The sequence below is a fragment of the Cryobacterium shii genome (assembly GCF_004402595.1).
Taxonomy (GTDB): Bacteria; Actinomycetota; Actinomycetes; order Actinomycetales; family Microbacteriaceae; genus Cryobacterium; species Cryobacterium shii.
In genome coordinates this window covers 57,065-75,723 of the sequence record NZ_SOFY01000074.1, presented here as the reverse complement: position 1 = coordinate 75,723, position 18,659 = coordinate 57,065, and the positions used below count along the sequence as shown (strand labels likewise).

Sequence of the window (18,659 nt, the reverse complement as noted above, 5' to 3'; positions counted from 1 at the left end):
TCGAGAGTGCAAGTGAACGCCGGGTGCTACTGGCGCAGCTCGACCGAGCCTCGGTCACCCGGCACCAACTCGATCCAAGTGTTGCCGGCCGCGAGCCGCACCGCCTGGCCGTTGTCGTCCACCAGCCGGATCGGCGCATCCCGGTCGGTCTTGGACCAGGTCGCATGCAGGCTCTTGCCGCCGGCCGACACCCAGGCCTCCCCGGAGCCGACCATCGTGGTCTTGGGCACGTTCGTGGAGGTTTCGTCGATGTCGACCCGCAGGATCAGGACGTTCGTCGCGCGGAGCTGTGCGCCGGAGCCGTCCAGGTCGGGCGTCCCCTCCTGGGAACGCAGGTAGGTCAGGCTCGCCTGGTCCCAGGTCCAGCCGGGCCAGCGCTGGTCGGAGAAACGGGAGTCGACGGCCGAGACGGCCTCACCGTCGGTGGCAGCGGATGACCCCGCCACCGTTGGGGTGTACGAGAACTGCTGTGCGGGGACCGCCACGGTGTCGTTCCGGTCGACCAGCTCCTTCGCCTTCAGAATGACGTTGTGCGGCGCATCGCGTGAGTCTTCCCGGTAGAACACACCGGTCTCGTCGCTCTCCTGGGAGACGGTGACCACGTCGGTGGCCTCCATCAGGTCGACGAACTGCTGCTGGCCGCCGGAGTACGCCACGATGCCGCCGAAGGGCGCAATGATGTCGGGATCCATGGGACGGATGGAGCGCACCGGTCCCACCAACTCGGGGATGCCGGACTGCCACACGGCCACGTACCGGGTCAGGCCGCCCTCCACGAGTTCCTCGAAGACGATGTCGGTGCGCTCGAGCCCGACCTGCGGCCTGGCAGCCTCGTGATTGTCGATCTTGACCGCCAGCGAGGGACTGAGCGCGCTTCCCGCCGGCACGGGGGTGCCCCGCAACGGAGCCAGCGCCGTGGCATCCGGGCTCTCGTCACCCGCAGAACTCTGAGCGGGCGCGGGCGCCAGGGCCGAACATGAGGTCAACGTGAGCAGGAACGGAAGAAGCACGGCACCGAGCATCCGGCTGGACCGGAATTTCTGTGCCGTGCTTCGTCGTCCTGCTTTAGCCGTTCTGTCGCCTGTCACGCCACACACACTACTGCGGCTTCATCGCCGCGCGTGTACGGGAGGTGTATTCAGGGTCCGGCTCGATTGTTCGCCTGAATTGTGCGCTGAATCAGACCGGGCGGACCGATTCGGCCTGGGGGCCCTTCGCCCCGGTGCCGAGTTCGAAGATCACGTGCTGGCCCTCTTCGAGAACCTTGTAGCCGTGCATGTCGATGGCCGAGTAGTGGACGAAGACGTCCTGGCCACCTCCATCGACCGTGATGAAGCCGAAACCTTTTTCAGCGTTGAACCATTTGACGGTTCCGTTCGCCATGTGTAACTCCCTGTTGCTTTGGATTGATCGACACGCGCCCATTGGCCGTACCGGGCCTGGCGCATGTGACTGCGTCCATCCTGTGGGGCCAGTGGAATTCGCCTCTCTCGAGAGCGCCTGATTCAACAGAATGAGCGACCACTAGCCAATTTACGGAAGCTGTACAGGAACGAAAGGGGGTTGACGTAGGGCGCCCGGACGTATAAGCGGGGGCCGGGTAAAGGAGCCTCTCGCCTGCGGTTTCCCGGCGGCGGGGACGCTATCCGCAATTCGTTTTTCGTCATCCGGCGGGTACGTAATCTGCGCCGACCACGACGGTGAGGTCCGCCCCGGAGTCCGCGTAGTCGGAGGACGGCCGCACCCGGGATCCGGGCAGCGACTCGGCCACTCCTCGGGCGGCGCCCTCCAGGCCCGCATCGGCGTAGTACACCGTCGTCGTCGCGACGTCCTCGGTGTCGGCGTTGCCGAGCGTGTCCACGGTCCAGCCCGCCGTGGTGAGGGTCTCGCCGACGGCCTTGGCGACTCCGGCGCCGGGCGTGCCGTTCAACACCGTCACGCTCAGGCTCGGGTCGACGGTCGCGGCGGGGGTCGGGGTCGTGGTGGCGCTCGGGGCGGCCGCCGCGGCAGAGGAGGTGGCCGAGGCAGAGGCTGTTGCCGTGCCCGGCAGCGAGATGTTGAGATTGTTGTTCAGGAGGGCCAGCCCGACGACCCCGAGCCCGATCAGGAGGGCGGTCGCGCCGAGGGCCCACCAGAACGCCACCCAGTGGCGTCCCTTCTTCTGCGGGGCACGATGAGCGCCCACCCGGTCGAGGTGATGCGGGAGGTGGTCGAATCGGTCTTTCGGGTAGGAAGTCGGCATCGTCGTACTGGTTCGATCCTCTGCTGGTGGTGATTCACTGCGGTGCTGCGGTTCAGGGGTACTGCGGTTCAGGGGTACTGCGGCGGTTCGGTCGGGCGGAGTGTGCGACGCGCCCGTGCCTGCTCGCGGGCCTCGCGCATCCGTTGCAGGCGTTTCACCAGCATCGGATCGTGGGCCAGTGCAGCAGGGGAATCGATCAGGACACCCAGCAGTTGATAGTACCGGGCGGCCGAGAGATCGAACTCGGACCGGATGGCCTGCTCTTTGGCGCCGGCCTGCGACCACCATCGCCCCTCGAAAGCGAGGATCGCCAGTTCCCGTTCGGACAGCTCAGGCGCGGGGACCGGAGCCACGGTCGCCTGGGGAGCGGTGCTGCCGTCCACGTGCCACCTCCGTCGTCTTCTGCCATCCTATTTGCAGTGGTCTGCATGCTCGCTGGATCGCCCGCCGCCCGCCATGGGAAACCGCTGCGGGTTCCCGTTCGAGGAATACGGTCGCGGCCGGCCGAGTTTAGGGTTGACAGGTACAGATTTCGGCCCCCTCGGGCCGAAAACGAAGGGACAGGTCATGGACTACGAAGTCGAGAAATCAGACGCCGAGTGGCGCGGGGAACTGAGCCCGGAACAGTACGCCGTCCTGCGGGGGGCCGCCACCGAGCGCGCCTGGACCGGCGAACTGCTCGACGAGGCCCGCTCCGGCGTCTACACCTGCGGCGCCTGCAACGCGGAGCTCTTCAAGAGCGGCACGAAATTCGACTCCGGCTGCGGCTGGCCGAGTTTCTACGAGTCCGTCCGCCCGGAGGCGGTCGAGCTGATCGAGGACCGCTCGCTTGGCGTCGTGCGCACCGAGGTGCGCTGCGCGCACTGCGGCTCTCACCTGGGCCACGTCTTCGACGACGGGTTCGGAACGCCCACCGGCGACCGCTACTGCATGAACTCCGTCTCGCTCAGCTTCAAGCCGGCCGAGTAAGCCTTGTCCGCACTCCTCGACGCGGTCAGTCGCCGCCGGTCCCATTCGAAGGTGACGACGGATGCGCCCAGCCACGAGGAGTTGCTGCCCCTGGTCGCCGCCGCGGCCCGGGTGGCCGATCACGGTGCGCTGCGCCCCTGGCGGCTGATCGAGGTGCGCGGCGAGAGGCGGCGGCAGCTGGGCGACGCGTTCGTGGCGGCATCCGGTGTCACCGGCGAGGAGGCGTCCAGGCTGGCCGCGAAGCCCCTGCGCGCCGAGCTGCTCATCGCCCTGATCGTCAGCCGCCGCGACAGCGAGAAGGTTGCGGTCTGGGAGCAGGACGCCGCCGCCGCGGGAGTCGGCCACATCCTGAGCCTCCTGCTCGACGACAGCGGCTGGGGCGTCATGTGGCGCACGGGGCCGCTGGCCCGCACCGAGCTGGTGCGCCGGGTGCACCGGCTCACCGACGCGGAAGAGGTCCTGGGCTGGCTCTACGTCGGCGGCGTGCCGGCCGACTCGAGGCCGGGCGTGCGCACGGCCATCGATCCGGGCGAGTACCTCACCGAGCTCTGAGCTTCGGACAGCCCCGTCGGCCGTCCCGTCCACGCTGCTGGCCGCCCCGGCCGAGAGCCCGGTCCGGCGTCGAACCAATTCGACGGAGATTCTGCTGTAAAAGCGCCAATTCAGCCTGTTTGGGAACGATTCGGGCAAAATCTCCGTCGAATTCGTTCGGGCAGGCAGGTGCTGAAGAAGGCAGGTGCTGCCAGGTGCGCCGATTTTCGCTGGCGACCGTGCACCGAGTCACGCTCCGGCACGGAGCAGATGCACGGAGCAGATGACAGAACAGTGGGGCCGGCCACGGGACTTGAACCCGTAACCCCCACTTTACAAGAGTGGTGCGCTACCAATTGCGCCAGGCCGGCATGAGACGGATGCCGCCTCGACACACCATCCTAAATCACGAAGCCGACCTGTGCGGCCATGTCAGCTCGGCGGGGCGGGCCCGCAGCGGATCAGCTGCGGATCAGCCGGCCGGGACCGGCTCGGGCGTCGGAGTGGAGGTCGAGTAGGTTTCGCCGGCCGACTGGAGCACGAAAGCGGCGAACTCCTTGGGATCGTCGAGCGCGCCGACGTACTGCTTGCCGTTGACGAGCACGGTCGGGGTGCCGGTGATGGCCTCGATCTCGGTGTTCGGCAACGGGCCGGACAGCGCGCGGTCGGTGGACGCGACCACCCAGGACTTGTAGGTCGTGTCATCGATGCAGGCGTTGATCTCGGAAAGCTCATCGTTCACGCCCGCCTTCTTCACCAGGGCCTTGATCGCGGCGTCGTCGAGACCGGCGGTGCCTTCCTTGGGCTGCTTCGCGAACAGCGCGGCGTTGAAGGCGTAGAAGTCATCGGGCGAGTAGTTCGCCACGCACGCGGCGGCGTTGGCCGCTCGCAGGGAGTACTGGGTCCCGGATGATTTGTGGGTCAGGATCGACACCGGGTGGATCTCGACGGTGGCCGCGCCGGAATCGACCCATTTGACGATCTGGTCACTGTTGGCCTTTTCGAACTGGCTGCAGAACGGGCACAGGTAGTCGGCGTAGACGCGGATGTCGGCGACGGTGCCGGTCGCATCTGGCTTGGAAGGAACCGTCTTGGAGTCGGGCTGCAGCGATGACGTCTTGACGGCCGTCATCCCCTCGGCGATGAGGACGCCGTCGCTGGCCATGTTCGCCGGACCGGGACCAGCCGGGCGGATCGAGTTGACCAGGACCAGGGCGATCATGGCGAGAAGGGCGATGCCGACCACGGCAATGCCGCCCCGCACGAAGACCCGATTGCGCCGATCCTTCTTCCTCTGCTCCACCCGGATCTTCGTGGCCTTCTTGCGGGCCGCGTCACGCCGCTGGTTCTTAGAGGGACGACCATCGCCCGATCCGCCAATAGTCATGAATGCTCGCTCCGAATAGGTAAGTGCAGAGGCAATTCATTTGCGAATGCCTCCCAAAGACTAGGTGCCCAGTCTGGGAATCGCCCAGACGGCGCCTGAGCGCCTGAGCGCGTGAGCGGTGGCGCAGATTCGCTTCTCGACGTCGGGTTCAAACGGCATGACATACTGAAACAGTCGGCTTATACCATCATCTTGGCGGTCGGCACATAAATCCCATCACTACGGATCGTCCGGCACGTACCTGCCGGTGAAGGAGAATACAGATAATGGCTTCAGTCACGTTCGACAAGGCAACCCGTCTCTACCCGGGTTCCACCCGCCCCGCAGTCGACCACCTCGACCTTTCGGTCGCCGATGGCGAATTCCTCGTTCTGGTCGGCCCCTCCGGCTGCGGTAAGTCCACCTCCCTGCGCATGCTGGCCGGCCTCGAAGAGGTCAACGACGGCAACATCTTCATCGGTGAGCGCAACGTGACGGATGTCCCGCCGAAGGACCGTGACATTGCCATGGTCTTCCAGAACTACGCTCTGTACCCGCACATGACGGTCGCCGAGAACATGGGCTTCGCGCTCAAGATCGCCGGCGTCAACAAGGACGAGCGCGCCGCCCGCGTTCTGGAGGCCGCCAAGCTCCTCGACCTCGAGCCGTACCTGAGCCGCAAGCCGAAGGCACTCTCCGGCGGCCAGCGTCAGCGCGTCGCCATGGGCCGCGCCATCGTGCGTCAGCCCCAGGTGTTCCTGATGGACGAGCCGCTCTCGAACCTCGACGCCAAGCTGCGCGTGCAGACCCGCACCCAGATCGCCTCCCTCCAGCGCCGCCTGGGGGTCACCACCGTTTACGTGACCCACGACCAGACCGAGGCGCTCACCATGGGTGACCGCATCGCCGTGCTCAAGGATGGCGTGCTGCAGCAGGTCGGCACCCCGCGCGACCTGTACGCCAAGCCCAACAACGTGTTCGTTGCCGGCTTCATCGGCAGCCCGGCCATGAACCTGTTCCTAGCCGACGCCGTCGACGGTGGCATCAAGTTCGGCACCGCCACCGTCCCGGTCCCCCGGGAGACCCTGGCCGGCTCGACCGGCAACAAGGTCACCATCGGCGTCCGCCCGGAGGACATCCACCTCTCGACCACGCACGGCGAAGGCCTTCAGGTTGACGTCGACCTGGTTGAAGAGCTCGGCGCCGACGGCTACCTGTACGGCCACTCGACGGTCGAGGGCAAGCGCACCGACATCGTCGCTCGCGTCGACGGCCGCTCGCACCCGTCCGCCGGCGACACCGTCTACCTCACCCCGACGCCGCACCACCTGCACGTGTTCGACGCCGAAAACGGCCTCCGCCTCGGCGGGGCAGTCGCCAACTAACACCCGGTTCGACATCTGAACGGCCGGACGGCGCGTCAGCTCCGTCCGGCCGTTCTGTCGTCCACCGGTAAACTCGACCCATGAGCGGTTCCCTCAATATCACGTCGGCCACGGCCGACCCTGCCCTGCTCGACCTGCCCTGGGACCTTCCGCTGGATGCCTGGCCGAACGAGAACATCGCCGCCCTCCCCAAGGGCATCTCCCGCCACCTGGTGCGCTTCGCGCATCTGAGTGGCCGCGTCGTCGCGATCAAGGAGACGACCAGCGAAATGGCCAAGCGGGAGTACGAGATGCTGCGCACCCTGCAAAGCCTCGAAATCCCCTGCGTCGAGCCGCTGGCCGTGATCACGAATCGCACGAATGAGGATGCCGAACCCCTGAACTCGGTACTCATCACACGGCACCTCAAGTTCTCCCTCCCGTACCGCGCCCTCTACTCGCAGACCCTCCGCCCCGACACGGCGACCCGGCTGGTGGACGCGCTGGCGCTGCTGCTGGTGCGCGTGCACATGGCCGGGCTGTTCTGGGGCGACGTGTCGCTGTCGAACACGTTGTTCCGCCGGGACGCCGGCGCGTTCGCCGCGTACCTGGTCGACGCCGAGACCGGTCAGCTGTACCCGGGCGGCCTGTCCAACGGCCAGCGCGAAAACGACCTGGAGATCGCCCGCGTCAACATCGCCGGTGAGCTTATGGACCTCGAGGCCGGCGGGCGCGCAGCCGACGAACTCGACCCCATCCGGGTCAGCAACGGCATCGTCGCCGCCTATCGGCTGCTCTGGAAGGAGCTGACCGGTTCCGAATCCTTCTCCAGCTCCGAACGCTGGCGCATCACCGAACGGGTCGAGCGCCTCAACGACCTCGGGTTCGACATCGAGGAGCTCGCCATCAAGACCGACGACCAGGGCACGACCGTGCGCATCCAGCCGAAGGTCGTCGACGCCGGCCACCACCAGCGGCGCCTGTTGCGGCTGACCGGGCTCGACGCGGAGGAGAACCAGGCCCGGCGCCTTCTCAACGACCTCGACTCCTACCGGGTCTCCTACGGCGACCCGGAGGCCGATGAGGAGATGCTGGCCCACGAGTGGCTCGTGCGCGTGTTCGAACCGGTCATCCGGGCCATTCCCCGCGACCTCAAGGGCAAGCTGGAGCCGGCCGAGATCTTCCACCAACTGCTCGACCACCGTTGGTTCATGGCGCAGAACCAGTCCAGGGACATCCCCCTGGCCGAGGCCGTCACGTCCTACGTCAAGGATGTGCTGCGCCACCGCCGTGACGAGGCGACCGTGATCGAACCCTCCACCGGCGAGATCACCATCCCGATCGACGTCACCGACGATGAGACCGCCGCGGCCGCGGATGCGGATGACACCGCCGCCGACGATGCCGCCGATTGGCGCCTCAAGGTCTAGCCACAATCGTCGCCGAGCCGTGAGTAAAGCCCCTATTCCGTGACGGAATAGGGGCTTTACTCACGGCTCGGCGGGGTGCCGTGGCCGCGTGAGGGCGACGGGTGCCCGGGTGGGCGGGGCGGGACGGGACGGGGCGGGTGCCCGGTTGGGCGGGTGCCCGGTTGGGCGGGTGGGGTCAGGACGCGGCGGGTGGGGTCAGGACGCGGCGGGTGGGGTCAGGACGCGGCGGCGGCCTTCGCCGCTGCGGCGGCGGCGGACTTGACTGCCTTGGCGGCCTTGGCTGCGGCGCGCAGGCGGGAGACCTCGTAGAGGGTCACTCCGGCCGCGATGCCGGCGTTGAGCGACTCGGTCGACGCGCTGATCGGGATCGAGACGATCGCATCGCAGGTCTCGGTGACGAGGCGGGACAGGCCCTTGCCCTCGCTGCCGACCACGATCACGATCGGGCGTTCGGCGAAGCCGATGCCGAGCTCGGGCAGCTGCGTATCGCCGTCGCCGGCCAGGCCGATGACGAGCACGCCCTGCTCCTTCAGCGACTTGAGCGTCTGGGTCAGGTTGGTCGCCATGGCGACGGGGAGGCGGGCCGCGGCGCCGGCGGAGGTCTTCCAGGCCGACGCAGTCACACCGACGGAGCGACGTTGCGGCACGATCACGCCGTGACCGCCGAACGCGGCCGTCGAACGGATGATCGCGCCCAGGTTGCGGGGGTCGGTGATGCCGTCTAACGCGACGAAGAGGGGCTTGTGGCCGCGGCTGATCGTCAGTTCGAGCAACTCGAGCGGCTGGGCGTACTCGTAGGCGGGCACCTTGAGCGCGAGGCCCTGGTGCACGGAATCGCGGCCGGCCAGACGGTCGAGTTCGGGGCGCATCACCTCGAGCACCGGGATGCCGCGGGTGGTGGCCAGGGTGAGGACCTCCTTCACCCGCTCGTCCATCTCGATGCGCGTGGCGATGTACAGGGCCGTGGCGGGGATCTTCGCGCGCAGCGCCTCGAGAACGGAGTTGCGCCCGGTGACGACCTCATGCTCGTCGATCTGCTTGGCGCGACGGGTCGACGCTCCGCCGCCGCCCGTGTTGCCGGTGCTGGCACCGCGAGGCGCGCTCTTGGGGCCCGCGCCGGTGCGGCTGCGGCCGCCGCCGGCCGCGGTGAAGCGGTCCTGGGCTGCCTTGCGCTTGCCGGCGGGGTGGTACGGACGGTCTTCGGCCTTCGGGGTGGGCTTCTTGCCCTCGAGGGCCTGACGGCCCTGGCCGCCGGAGCCGACCTGCGGTCCCCGGCTGCCCTTGCGCACGGCTCCGGTACGGGACTTGCGGTCTAAGTTCTTCATCAGTCAAAGCTCCAATGGGCACCCGACGGGGTGTCTTCGATGGTAATTCCGGCGGCGACGAGCTCGTCCCGGATACGGTCTGCGGCCGCATAGTCGCGGCCCTGCCTGGCGATTTCGCGGTCGTCCAGAAGGCGCTCCACGAGTGCGGTGAGCGCGATCATCGCCGGTTCGTCCGTGGACACGGACCAGCCGGGCGAGAGGGGGTTGATCCCCAGGACCTCGCTCATGGCGAGAACGTGCCCACGCGCGGCTGCCGCGGCGTGCAGATCTTCGGCGTCCAGCGCCGCGTTGCCGGTGCGCACGGTCTCGTGCAGCACGGCGAGGGCCTGGGGGACGGCGAGGTCGTCGTCCATGGCCGCGGCGAATTCGTCCGGTACGATCTCCACGCCGGAGCCCGCGAACCGGGTGTCGGCCAGGCGCCGGTCGGCCCGGTCGAGGAAGCTCTCGATGCGTTCGAGGGCGGCTTCGGCCTCGACGAGTGCATCCTCGTGGTAGTCGATGGTGGAGCGGTAGTGCGCGGCCCCCAGGTAGTAGCGCACGACGATGGCGCGGGCCTGGCCGAGGAGCTCGGCGGCGAAGACGGAGTTGCCGAGCGACTTGGACATCTTCTGCCCGTTGACGTTGACCAGCCCGTTGTGCATCCAGTAGTTCGCGAATCCGTCACCGGCCGCAGCGGACTGGGCGAACTCGTTCTCGTGGTGCGGGAAGCGCAGGTCGAGTCCGCCGCCGTGGATGTCGAAGTGCGGGCCGAGGTACCGGGCCGCCATCGCCGAGCACTCGATGTGCCAGCCCGGACGGCCGGAGCCCCAGGGGGACGGCCAGGAGGCGGACTCGGGCTCCTGGGCTTTATGGCCCTTCCAGAGGGCGAAGTCGCGAGGGTCCTTCTTGCCGCGCGGGTCGGCATCCGCGGCCGCTTCCATATCGCCCCGCTGCTGGCGGGTCAGGACCCCGTATTCGGGCCAGCTCGCGGTGTCGAAGTAGACGTCGCTGGATCCGTCGTCGGCGGGATAGGCGTGGCCGAACTCGATCAGCCGGGAGATCAGGTCCTGCATCTGCTGGATGCTGGCGGTCGCGCGCGGCTCGTAGCTGGGGGCGAGGATGCCCAGCCGCTGGTACCCGGCCGTAAACTCGAGCTCGTAGCGGTACGCGAGCGCCCACCACTGCTCCGTGGTGCCGGCCGCATGGGCCAGGATCTTGTCGTCGATGTCGGTGACGTTGCGCACGAACGTGACGTCGAGGCCCCGGTAGGTGAGCCAGCGACGCAGCTGGTCGTAGACGAGGGCGCTGCGCAGGTGCCCGATGTGAGGGGAGGACTGCACGGTGGGTCCACAGACGTAGACCCCCACGGCGCCGGGCACGCGGGGAGTGAAGTCACGGAGGGCCTGGGCCCGGGAGTCGTACAGTCGCATGGTCACGCTTCCCAGCTTAGGTCAGGGTTCGCGGGGCGTTCGGGGAGAATCAGGGCGGTCGCGATCGCCGCAACGCCTTCGCCCCTGCCCGTGAAGCCGAGCGTATCCGTCGTCGTCGCCGACACGTTGACCGGAGCGTGCAGCAGCGCGCTGAGCAGCGCCTCCGCTTCAGACCGCCGGGGGCTCAGTTTCGGCCGGTTGCCGATGATCTGCACCGCGACGTTGCCGACCCGGAAACCGGCCGCCGTCACCAGTCGGAGGGTTTCGGCCAGGAAGACGTCGCCGTGGGCGCCATCGAAACGAGGGTCCGACGTGCCGAAGATCCCGCCGATGTCGCCGAGGCCGGCAGCGGAGAGGAGCGCGTCGCAGATGGCGTGCACGGCGGCATCGCCGTCGCTGTGGCCGGACAAACCGCGCTCCCCCGGCCAGTGCAGACCCGCCAGCCAGAGGTCGGAGTCCTCGTCGAAGGCGTGGACGTCCATGCCGGTGCCCACCCGGGGGGCGGACGCGCCCGGCAGGGAACTGCCCCGGAGAAGGGATTCGGCCCGGCGCAGGTCCCAGGGGGTGGTGATCTTGAAGGCGAGCGGGTCGCCGGGGATCACGCTGACGGGGTGCCCGGCGGCCGCCACGACGGACGCATCGTCGGTCGCCTCGGCGGTCGCCACGGCGGCGGCGGCCACCAGCATGTCCCGGGGGAATCCCTGGGGCGTCTGCACGGCGGACAACTCGGCCCGGTTCACCGTTCCCGTGATCACCCCGGCGCCAGACACGCTCTTGATCGTGTCCACCACGGCAAGCCCCGGCACGATCCCGTGCCCGGTCGAGCCGACGGCATCGACGACCGCGTCGCACAGCGCGGAGGGAGTGAGCGCCCGGGCCGCGTCGTGCACGAGAACCGTTCGCACCTCGGGCCCGAGCACCGCGAGCCCGCGGTTGACGGACTCCTGCCGGGTCGCGCCGCCCGCAACCACGAGAACGGATGCGTCGTCGCTCACCCGTGCCGCCAGCTCGCGCGCGACGGCCAGGCGGTCCTCCGGCGCCACGACGATGACTTGCGCCGGATCACGCATCCCGAACACGGACACCAGGGCGCGCTCGAGCAGGGTGGCGCCGGCCAGGGGGACGAAGGCCTTGGGCAGCTCGTGCCCGAGCCGGCTGCCGCTGCCGGCGGCGACGACGATGACCGCGACCACGGGCGCGGGGGATTCAGTCATATCAGGAGGCTATCTGGTGGGGTCGTGCGGCAGGGGAAACGCGAAAGGCGGCACCTCACGGCGCCGCCTTCCAACGAGAGCGTGGTTATGAAGCGAGGACCTGGTCGAGAACGGTGGAGGCCTTCTCTTCGTCGGTCTTCTCCGCGAGGGCCAGTTCGGAGATCAGGATCTGCCGGGCCTTGGCCAGCATGCGCTTCTCGCCGGCGGACAGGCCGCGGTCCTGGTCGCGGCGCCACAGGTCGCGGACGACCTCGGAGACCTTGATGACGTCACCGGAGGCGAGCTTCTCCAGGTTGGCCTTGTACCGGCGAGACCAGTTGGTGGGCTCTTCGGTGAACGGCGCGCGCAGCACCTCGAACACCTTGTCGAGTCCTTCTTTGCCGATCACGTCGCGAACGCCGACCAGGTCGACGTTCTCGGCGGGCACCTCGATGGTGAGGTCACCCTGAGTGACATTGAGCTTCAGGTACAGTTTTTCTTCACCCTTGATGATCCGCGTCTTCACCTCGGTGATCGTTGCGGCTCCATGGTGGGGATAAACGACGGTTTCTCCGACCTCAAAAAGCATGTATGGATATCCCTTCAGCAGCGTCTATGATACCACAGCCGTCGGTGGTAGGGTTCGCCGCGCCGATTGGCGCGCCGGGCGGCCCGCTCCAGCCAGTAAGCTGGTGCCAAAGCGAAATTTGCAGCGTTTGGCCATCGGGCAAAACGGTGAACTGTTGTGGAGGTCTTGTGAGAGCTCGAATCATCGTGTCCGTCGTCGTGGCGGCCGGCATCCTGTTGGGAACCAGCGGCTGCAATCTGCTGGCTCCGCAGTCGACGACGGCGAAGTATGACGCCAGCGACGGCGTCAGCGGCGATGTGGGCGACCTCGCCATCCGCAATGCGGTCCTGCTGTCCGAGGACGGCTCCACCGCCAGTCTCCTGGTCACGGTCGTGAACACCGGAGACTCGGCGCACAGCCTCAACGTGCAGTACAAGGGGGCCACGGAGAAGGTCACCCAGAAGGTCAACGTCGACGCGAACTCGAGCGTGACCATCGGTACACCGGATGCCCCGAACGTGTCGGTCACCGACGCCGACACCCAGCCGGGCTCGCTCTTCCCCGTCTTCATGCAGTACGGCAACGAGACCGGCATCGAACTGCTGGTTCCGGTCCTGGACGGCTCCCTGGAGACCTACTCCACGCTCGTTCCGACCGCCGCGCCGTAACCACCAGCAGCCGACCAGGCGCGACCGGCCGGGCCCCGCGGGGCTTGGCCGGCGTCGGCACGCCGCGCGAGCGGTCAGGCTTCGAAGCGGTAGCCCAGCCCGCGCACGGTGACCAGCATCTGCGGCTCCGACGGGGTGGACTCGATCCGTGAACGGATCCGCTTGATGTGCACGTCCAGCGTCTTCGTGTCGCCGAAGTAGTCGGCGCCCCAGACCCGGTCGATCAGCTGGCCCCTGGTGAGAACCCGGCCGGCGTTGCGCAAGAGGTATTCGAGCAGCTCGAACTCCTTCAGCGGCAGGTTCACGGTGTCGTCGGACACCGTGACCGTGTGACTTTCGAGGTCCATCCGCACCGTGCCGGCCGCCAGCACGGTGTCGTCCTCGGCGACCTCCTCGGTGCGCCGCCGGGACACCGCCCGGATGCGGGCCAGCAGTTCCCGGGTCGAGTACGGCTTGGTGACGTAGTCGTCCGCCCCGAGTTCGAGGCCGACCACGATGTCGACCTCGGAGTCCTTGGCGGTCAGCATGATGATCGGCACCGACGAGCGGGTGCGGATCTCCCGGCACACCTCGGTGCCCGGGATGCCCGGGAGCATCAGGTCGAGCAGGATCAGGTCGGCGCCGGTGCGATCGTATTCGCTGATCGCGCTCGGTCCGTCCTCGGCGACCGTGACCTCGTACCCTTCCCGCTCGAGCAGGAAGCTCAGCGGCTCGCTGAGCGCACGCTCGTCTTCGACCAGCAGAATGTGGGTCACGGGGTGTCTCCTATCGCCGCCGGGGCGGGGTGTGGTGCCTCTGGAAGGCGGATGGTGAATGTCGAGCCGCTGCCGGGCTGGGACCAGACGCGGATGTCCCCGCCATGGATCTGCACCACGTGCTTGACGATCGACAACCCCAGGCCCGTGCCGCCGGTGTGTCTGGACCGAGCCTGGTCCACCCGGAAGAAGCGCTCGAAGATGCGTTCCAGGTCGGCTTCCTGGATGCCCACACCCTGGTCGGTGACGGTGATCTCGACGACGCCGTCGTTGCGGCGCACCCCCACTCCGACCCTCGCCCCCTCCGGAGAGTAGTTCACGGCGTTGGCGACGAGGTTGTGCACCGCCATCACGAGTAGTCGCTCGTCACCGTTCACGAGCGCGCCGGACTTCTTGCCGACGGCGATGGTGATCTTCGCCGCGTCGGCCACCACCCGGCTCAGGTCCACCGCGGAGGCGACGATCGTGTCCACGTTAAGGAGTTCGGGTTCGGTCAGGGCGTCCTGGGCCTGCAAACGGGAGAGTTCGATGATCTCCTGGGTCAGCCGGGTGAGCCGGCCGGACTCGGTCGTGAGGCGGCTGGCGAAGCGCCGCACCTGCACCGGCTCGTCCGCGGCCTGCTCGAGCGCCTCAGCCAGCAATCCCACCGCGGCAATCGGCGTCTTGAGTTCGTGGCTGATGTTCGCGACGAAGTCCCGGCGCACCTCGTCGAGGCGGAACGCCTCCGTGCGGTCCTCGGCCAGGAGGAGCACGTACCGTGTGCCCAGCCGGGCCAGCCGCACGCGCACGCGCATGCTCGCGTCGCCGAAGGGCCCACGGGAGAGCACGAGGTTCTCCGAGACCGGCTCGCCGGTGCGTCGCACCCGCTGGGCCAGTTCCAGCAGTTCCGGATGCACCAGCTGGCGGTTCCAGACCAGCCCCATCGACACCGCCGCCTGCGAGGCCTTGACCACGTTGTTGGAGGGATCGAGGACGGCCCCCGCGGTCTCGAGCGCGTCGAGCACCTGGTCGATGCCGTCGGGAACGGCGGGGTTCACGACCTCGGCCGCCCGCCGGCCGTGACGTTCGGCCACGTGCAGCAGGGTCATGAATCCGGCGCCGACGGCGAGGCCGAGTGCCAGCGACACCAGCACAAGCCCTGTCGATTCCATATACCCAGATTACTGATACTTGTTGCGTCGTCTGACGAAGCAACCCGGCGCCCTGACCGATTCAGGTAGTGTTCAGTATCTCGGCACCTGCCGTTCACCTCGGTCCGCGAGGATCGTGAACGGGGCCAGGTGCGTCTCACGTGTCTGCGCGTACCGCGCGCCCAGGAAGGACCACACACATGCGTGAAGTTTTCCAGCAGGAACTCGCCGAAGTGCAGGATCGTCTCATCGAGATCTCCCGCCTCGTCGCGATCTCCATCGACAAAGCCACTCGGGCCTTCAACGAGTCCGACGTGAGTCTCGCCGACGAAGCGATCAGTGAAGACGAGAAGATCGACGAACTGACCATCGAACTCGACGAGCTCGCCATCACAATCCTCGCCCGCCAGCAGCCGGTCGCGCGCGACCTCCGCATCGTGGTCAGCGCGCTGCGGATCAGCGCGTCCCTCGAGCGGATGGGTGACCTGTCCACGCACATCGCCCAGCTCGCCCGTTACCGCTTCCCGGACAAAGTCGTTCCCAAGAGCCTGCGCGGCACGTTCGCGGAGATGGGCGCGCTCGTCACGGCGATCGCGAAGATGCTGACCGAGCTGCTGACGAACGAGGACATGCTCCTGGCCGAGACCATCCGCAACGAGGACGACAAGGTCGACGCCCTGCACCTCAGCGTGTTCGACGCCGTGCTGGGCGAGACCTGGAAGGGCCAGGCCGCTGACACGGTCGACTCGACGCTCGCCAGCCGCTATCACGAGCGTTTCGCCGACCACGCCGTGTCGATCGCGAAGAAGGTGCAGTACCTCGGCACCGGGGCGTGGCAGCAGAACACCAACGCGTAACCCCGAGCGCGAGAAAGCCCCGGAAGCGATCGACTGCTTCCGGGGCTTTCTTCTTAATGGGGTGCGGGGATGCGGTCTACTTCTTGTTTCCCTGCGCCGCGACGGCGGCGGCGCCGGCGGCGGCGGCCTCCGGGTCGAGGTAGCGGCCGGGGCCGAGAGGCATCAGGTCTTCGCCCAGGCGGTAGACCAGCGGGATGCCGGTCGGGATGTTCAGCTCGGCGATGTCGGCGTCGCTGATGCCGTCAAGGTGCTTGACCAGGGCGCGCAGCGAGTTGCCGTGGGCGGTGACGAGCACCGTCCTGCCCGCGCGGAGGTCGGTCGAGATGTCGGATTCCCAGTAGGGCAGCATCCGGTCGACGACGTCGCTGAGGCATTCGGTGCGCGGCAGGTCGTCGCCGAGGTTCGCGTAACGCACGTCGTGCGCCTGGGACCAGGGGGAATCGTCGGCCAGCACGGGCGGCGGCACGTCGAACGAGCGACGCCAGAGCTGGAACTGTTCGGGGCCGAACTTGGCCAGCGTCTCCGCCTTGTCGAGGCCCTGCAGGGCGCCGTAGTGACGCTCGTTGAGGCGCCAGGAGCGCTTCACGTCGATCCACAGCCGGTCGGCTTCCTCGAGCGCGATGTTCGCGGTCTGGATGGCGCGGGTAAGTAATGAGGTGTGCAGGACGTCGGGCAGCAGGCCCGACTCGGCGAGAAGTTCACCGGCGCGCTTGGCTTCGGCGGCTCCCTGCTCGCTCAGCCTGACGTCCACCCAACCGGTGAAGAGGTTTTCCTGGTTCCATAGGCTTTGGCCGTGACGGAGAAGTATGAGGTTGTATGCATCTGACATGACTTCAACTCTACCGATGTGGCGGGCGCCGGGAGTAAGCGCGGCAGGCGGGACCTAACGACCGGGCGTGCGGATGCCCAGGCGCGGCAGCCGGGGGATCTCGGCGACCGACCCGGCCGACTGCGGCACGATCACTTCCTGCGCCGCGGCGACGGAGATGCCCTGGGACTGCACGTGCAGGGTGACCGTGGCCGGCACCGTGCGTTTGACCACGGCGAGCGCGATCGGCCCGAGCTCGTAGTGGATGGCGCTGGAGGTGATGATTCCGACGCCGCGGTGCTCCTCGGTTGCGTCCGGCAGCTTCCGCACCGCCTGGACCTCGTCACCGTGGGCGGGAAGGACCGAGTCCGAGCCGTCGAGGTGCAGCAGCACCAGGCGCCGGGGCGGGTGGCCGAGGTTGTGCACCTTCGCCACGGTCTCCTGCCCCCGGTAGCAGCCCTTATTGAGGTGCACCGCGGTGCGGAGCCAGTCGAGTTCGTGCGGCAGGGTCTTCTCGTCGACCTCGGTCGCCCGGCGTGGACGCCAGGCGGCGATCCGCAGGGCTTCGAGGGCGAGCAGGCCGGCGACGCCGACCGTGCCGTGGCGCACGGAGTCGCGCAGGGCGGGCAGGGTCGCGCGCGGCACCAGGACCTCGGTCCAGCGCCAGGCGGCTCCGGGGTGAGTGGGGGCATCCGCGTACTGGAAGCCACCGCTCGCGACCTGGTTCCAGGGGTCGTGCCAGACCAGCAGAACACCGTTCGGGGCCGCGGGGCTGAGGGGCAGCGCGGACACGTCCGCCGCCATCGACCCGATCACCGCGTAGGCGAGGGTGTGGTCGACGATCTGCACCCGCAGCGTGAACCGCATCTTGTCGAGCCACGCGTGCAGGCCGGGCAGCTGTGCCGATTCCAGGAGCAGCCAGGTCTCCACGCCGTCGTCGATGACCTGCATCGCGTACTCGACGCGGCCGGTCGGGTCGAGCAGGAGGGTCTCGGAGGATTCTCCCGCGGCCAGGTGGCGCAGCTCCTGGCTGGAGATCGAGTTGAGCCAGGTGAGCCGGTCCGGCCCGGCGACGCTCAGCACCCCGTAATGGGACAAGTCGACGATGGCCTCGCCGGCGAGCAGGCGGCGCTGTTCGGTGAGGGGGCCGCCGTAGTGCGCGGCCACGCCGGCGTCGATCCCGTCGGCCTGCACGGCGCCGTCGAGTTCGAGCAGCGGGGACACGTTTTCCGAGGGCACGTTTTCTGAGGGCACGGATGCGGCGGTCATGGCGCTCTTTCCAGCTGGTTATTCGACGCGCTTGAGGCGTCCGGAGGCGTGCGTTCGCAGGCTCTGGCCGAGGGCGGCGATGTCCCAGGCCCAGAGCAGGTGGCCGTCGACCAGGCCGTAGAGCCTCGTCGCGGCGGAGTAGGGTTTAGCGCCCTGGGTGCGCATCACGGCATCCGTCGCGAGGTCGATCCGCGGACCCTTGACCTCGCCGAGGTAGATCTCCGCGACACCGCCGGGGTGCACGATGGTCACGTCGATGTCGAAACCGCCATCCGCGTTGCGGAGCGTTTCCACCGCCGACGCCGTCACGAACGGATGCGCGCCCTCCGCTGGCAGCAGGCCGGGACCCGGGTCGCCGGCGCCCTGGGGGCGGCTCAGCCGCCAGTACCCGGTTTCGGTCATCAGCGGGGTCTTCTCACCGTTGTCGGAGCCGGGTTCCGGCTCGAGCCAGGTGTACGAGCTGTAGTTCAGGTGCGGCAGGCCGTCATGGCTGAAACTGAGCCGGTGGCCGAACTCGCGGCTGACCGACTCCTCGCCGACGACATAGTCGAGCACTCCCGAGCCCTCCCAGACACCGAGCAGCCACGACAGTGGAACGAGTTCGGCGGGGAGCTGGGTGGGGAGCTCGAACATCGAAGGTTACCGCTGCCCCCGGAACAGCTTGAACAGGACCATGCCGGAGACCCAGGCGATCGACAGGCTCGCCAGCGCGAGGAGCCCCAGGAAGAAGATTTCGAGTGCAAGGGTAGACATGCGTTCACTCTATCCCGCCGCG

Annotated in this window: 20 protein-coding genes and 1 tRNA gene; 6 read left to right on the top strand and 15 right to left on the bottom strand. The window is 68.1% G+C overall.

What is annotated here, in order from left to right; all coding sequences use genetic code 11:
* Positions 1 to 26: 26 nt before the first annotated feature.
* The 4 genes from E3O49_RS13860 to E3O49_RS13845 all read right to left on the bottom strand — a co-directional run bounded on the left by E3O49_RS13860 (position 27) and on the right by E3O49_RS13845 (position 2,625).
* Positions 27 to 1,010, bottom strand: coding sequence for a DUF3048 domain-containing protein (locus E3O49_RS13860; RefSeq protein ID WP_160141116.1), 984 nt, complete (start codon positions 1,008 to 1,010; stop codon positions 27 to 29).
* 169 nt (positions 1,011 to 1,179) lie between these two features.
* Positions 1,180 to 1,383, bottom strand: coding sequence for a cold-shock protein (locus E3O49_RS13855; RefSeq protein WP_134362230.1), 204 nt, complete (start codon positions 1,381 to 1,383; stop codon positions 1,180 to 1,182).
* A gap of 280 nt (positions 1,384 to 1,663) precedes the next feature.
* Complete coding sequence (locus E3O49_RS13850) at positions 1,664 to 2,242, bottom strand: LytR C-terminal domain-containing protein (protein ID WP_134365274.1); 579 nt, start codon at positions 2,240 to 2,242, stop codon at positions 1,664 to 1,666.
* Positions 2,243 to 2,310: 68 nt separating this feature from the next.
* Positions 2,311 to 2,625, bottom strand: a complete 315-nt coding sequence (locus E3O49_RS13845) for a DUF3263 domain-containing protein (protein WP_134365275.1) — start codon at positions 2,623 to 2,625, stop codon at positions 2,311 to 2,313.
* A gap of 184 nt (positions 2,626 to 2,809) precedes the next feature.
* On the opposite strand from E3O49_RS13845, the gene msrB reads away from it, so the two are divergent.
* Both msrB and E3O49_RS13835 read left to right on the top strand, forming a co-directional pair.
* Positions 2,810 to 3,211, top strand: a complete 402-nt coding sequence (msrB, locus tag E3O49_RS13840; RefSeq protein WP_134410470.1) for a peptide-methionine (R)-S-oxide reductase MsrB — start codon at positions 2,810 to 2,812, stop codon at positions 3,209 to 3,211.
* Positions 3,212 to 3,214: 3 nt separating this feature from the next.
* Positions 3,215 to 3,763, top strand: coding sequence for a nitroreductase family protein (locus tag E3O49_RS13835; protein ID WP_134410468.1), 549 nt, complete (start codon positions 3,215 to 3,217; stop codon positions 3,761 to 3,763).
* A 274-nt stretch (positions 3,764 to 4,037) separates the two neighbouring features.
* Here the strand turns inward: E3O49_RS13835 and E3O49_RS13830 are convergent.
* Positions 4,038 to 4,113: transfer RNA gene (locus E3O49_RS13830), tRNA-Thr, on the bottom strand.
* A 101-nt stretch (positions 4,114 to 4,214) separates the two neighbouring features.
* Positions 4,215 to 5,129: a DsbA family protein gene (locus tag E3O49_RS13825; protein ID WP_134451786.1), complete on the bottom strand. Its 915-nt coding sequence runs from the start codon at positions 5,127 to 5,129 to the stop codon at positions 4,215 to 4,217.
* A gap of 266 nt (positions 5,130 to 5,395) precedes the next feature.
* On the opposite strand from E3O49_RS13825, the gene E3O49_RS13820 reads away from it, so the two are divergent.
* Both E3O49_RS13820 and E3O49_RS13815 read left to right on the top strand, forming a co-directional pair.
* Positions 5,396 to 6,493: an ABC transporter ATP-binding protein gene (locus tag E3O49_RS13820; RefSeq protein ID WP_134451784.1), complete on the top strand. Its 1,098-nt coding sequence runs from the start codon at positions 5,396 to 5,398 to the stop codon at positions 6,491 to 6,493.
* An 80-nt stretch (positions 6,494 to 6,573) separates the two neighbouring features.
* Entirely contained in the window at positions 6,574 to 7,902 is a 1,329-nt protein-coding gene (locus E3O49_RS13815) for a DUF4032 domain-containing protein (protein ID WP_134365280.1), read from the top strand.
* A gap of 215 nt (positions 7,903 to 8,117) precedes the next feature.
* Here E3O49_RS13815 and rlmB read toward each other — a convergent pair whose 3' ends face one another.
* From rlmB to E3O49_RS13795, 4 genes are all read right to left on the bottom strand, one after another.
* The gene (gene rlmB / locus E3O49_RS13810) at positions 8,118 to 9,227 is read right to left on the bottom strand and encodes a 23S rRNA (guanosine(2251)-2'-O)-methyltransferase RlmB (RefSeq protein WP_134365281.1); all 1,110 of its coding nucleotides are present in this window, start codon (positions 9,225 to 9,227) and stop codon (positions 8,118 to 8,120) included.
* Positions 9,227 to 10,642, bottom strand: coding sequence for a cysteine--tRNA ligase (gene cysS, locus E3O49_RS13805; RefSeq protein ID WP_134365282.1), 1,416 nt, complete (start codon positions 10,640 to 10,642; stop codon positions 9,227 to 9,229). The genes rlmB and cysS overlap by 1 nt, the downstream gene beginning before the upstream one ends.
* The gene (gene ispD / locus E3O49_RS13800; protein ID WP_134365283.1) at positions 10,639 to 11,850 is read right to left on the bottom strand and encodes a 2-C-methyl-D-erythritol 4-phosphate cytidylyltransferase; all 1,212 of its coding nucleotides are present in this window, start codon (positions 11,848 to 11,850) and stop codon (positions 10,639 to 10,641) included. The genes cysS and ispD overlap by 4 nt, the downstream gene beginning before the upstream one ends.
* Before the next feature lie 85 nt (positions 11,851 to 11,935).
* Entirely contained in the window at positions 11,936 to 12,418 is a 483-nt protein-coding gene (locus E3O49_RS13795; protein WP_134365284.1) for a CarD family transcriptional regulator, read from the bottom strand.
* 167 nt (positions 12,419 to 12,585) lie between these two features.
* Between E3O49_RS13795 and E3O49_RS13790 the strand changes: the two genes are divergently transcribed.
* Complete coding sequence (locus E3O49_RS13790; RefSeq protein WP_134451783.1) at positions 12,586 to 13,065, top strand: hypothetical protein; 480 nt, start codon at positions 12,586 to 12,588, stop codon at positions 13,063 to 13,065.
* A 74-nt stretch (positions 13,066 to 13,139) separates the two neighbouring features.
* On the opposite strand, the gene E3O49_RS13785 is transcribed toward E3O49_RS13790, so the two are convergent.
* Positions 13,140 to 13,820: a response regulator transcription factor gene (locus tag E3O49_RS13785; RefSeq protein WP_134365286.1), complete on the bottom strand. Its 681-nt coding sequence runs from the start codon at positions 13,818 to 13,820 to the stop codon at positions 13,140 to 13,142.
* Positions 13,817 to 14,971 carry a sensor histidine kinase gene (locus tag E3O49_RS13780; RefSeq protein ID WP_134365287.1) on the bottom strand — a complete coding sequence of 385 codons (1,155 nt, stop codon included), beginning with the start codon at positions 14,969 to 14,971 and terminating at the stop codon, positions 13,817 to 13,819. The genes E3O49_RS13785 and E3O49_RS13780 overlap by 4 nt, the downstream gene beginning before the upstream one ends.
* A gap of 179 nt (positions 14,972 to 15,150) precedes the next feature.
* On the opposite strand from E3O49_RS13780, the gene phoU reads away from it, so the two are divergent.
* Entirely contained in the window at positions 15,151 to 15,807 is a 657-nt protein-coding gene (gene phoU, locus E3O49_RS13775) for a phosphate signaling complex protein PhoU (RefSeq protein ID WP_134365288.1), read from the top strand.
* Between the two features lie 76 nt (positions 15,808 to 15,883).
* On the opposite strand, the gene E3O49_RS13770 is transcribed toward phoU, so the two are convergent.
* From E3O49_RS13770 to E3O49_RS13760, 3 genes are read right to left on the bottom strand one after another with little or no spacing between them, the layout of a single operon-like run.
* A complete protein-coding gene (locus E3O49_RS13770) occupies positions 15,884 to 16,636 on the bottom strand; it encodes a phosphoglyceromutase (protein WP_134365289.1) in 753 nt (250 codons plus the stop codon).
* 54 nt (positions 16,637 to 16,690) lie between these two features.
* Positions 16,691 to 17,884 carry a CAF17-like 4Fe-4S cluster assembly/insertion protein YgfZ gene (ygfZ, locus tag E3O49_RS13765; protein WP_134365290.1) on the bottom strand — a complete coding sequence of 398 codons (1,194 nt, stop codon included), beginning with the start codon at positions 17,882 to 17,884 and terminating at the stop codon, positions 16,691 to 16,693.
* 18 nt (positions 17,885 to 17,902) lie between these two features.
* Positions 17,903 to 18,517 (bottom strand): nitrobindin family protein, encoded by a 615-nt coding sequence (locus E3O49_RS13760; RefSeq protein WP_134365291.1) that lies wholly within the window; start codon positions 18,515 to 18,517, stop codon positions 17,903 to 17,905.
* Positions 18,518 to 18,659: the final 142 nt, after the last annotated feature.

Excerpts from the sequence above, each read along its gene's own strand:
- E3O49_RS13760 (WP_134365291.1), bottom strand. The coding sequence starts at position 18,517 with ATGTTCGAGCTCCCCACCCAGCTCCCCGCCGAACTCGTTCCACTGTCG.
- E3O49_RS13825 (WP_134451786.1), bottom strand. The coding sequence starts at position 5,129 with ATGACTATTGGCGGATCGGGCGATGGTCGTCCCTCTAAGAACCAGCGG.
- ygfZ (WP_134365290.1), bottom strand. The coding sequence starts at position 17,884 with ATGACCGCCGCATCCGTGCCCTCAGAAAACGTGCCCTCGGAAAACGTG.
- ispD (WP_134365283.1), bottom strand. The coding sequence starts at position 11,850 with ATGACTGAATCCCCCGCGCCCGTGGTCGCGGTCATCGTCGTCGCCGCC.
- E3O49_RS13815 (WP_134365280.1), top strand. The coding sequence starts at position 6,574 with ATGAGCGGTTCCCTCAATATCACGTCGGCCACGGCCGACCCTGCCCTG.
- msrB (WP_134410470.1), top strand. The coding sequence starts at position 2,810 with ATGGACTACGAAGTCGAGAAATCAGACGCCGAGTGGCGCGGGGAACTG.
- rlmB (WP_134365281.1), bottom strand. The coding sequence starts at position 9,227 with ATGAAGAACTTAGACCGCAAGTCCCGTACCGGAGCCGTGCGCAAGGGC.
- E3O49_RS13795 (WP_134365284.1), bottom strand. The coding sequence starts at position 12,418 with ATGCTTTTTGAGGTCGGAGAAACCGTCGTTTATCCCCACCATGGAGCC.
- E3O49_RS13820 (WP_134451784.1), top strand. The coding sequence starts at position 5,396 with ATGGCTTCAGTCACGTTCGACAAGGCAACCCGTCTCTACCCGGGTTCC.
- E3O49_RS13780 (WP_134365287.1), bottom strand. The coding sequence starts at position 14,971 with ATGGAATCGACAGGGCTTGTGCTGGTGTCGCTGGCACTCGGCCTCGCC.
- phoU (WP_134365288.1), top strand. The coding sequence starts at position 15,151 with ATGCGTGAAGTTTTCCAGCAGGAACTCGCCGAAGTGCAGGATCGTCTC.
- E3O49_RS13770 (WP_134365289.1), bottom strand. The coding sequence starts at position 16,636 with ATGTCAGATGCATACAACCTCATACTTCTCCGTCACGGCCAAAGCCTA.
- E3O49_RS13850 (WP_134365274.1), bottom strand. The coding sequence starts at position 2,242 with ATGCCGACTTCCTACCCGAAAGACCGATTCGACCACCTCCCGCATCAC.
- E3O49_RS13855 (WP_134362230.1), bottom strand. The coding sequence starts at position 1,383 with ATGGCGAACGGAACCGTCAAATGGTTCAACGCTGAAAAAGGTTTCGGC.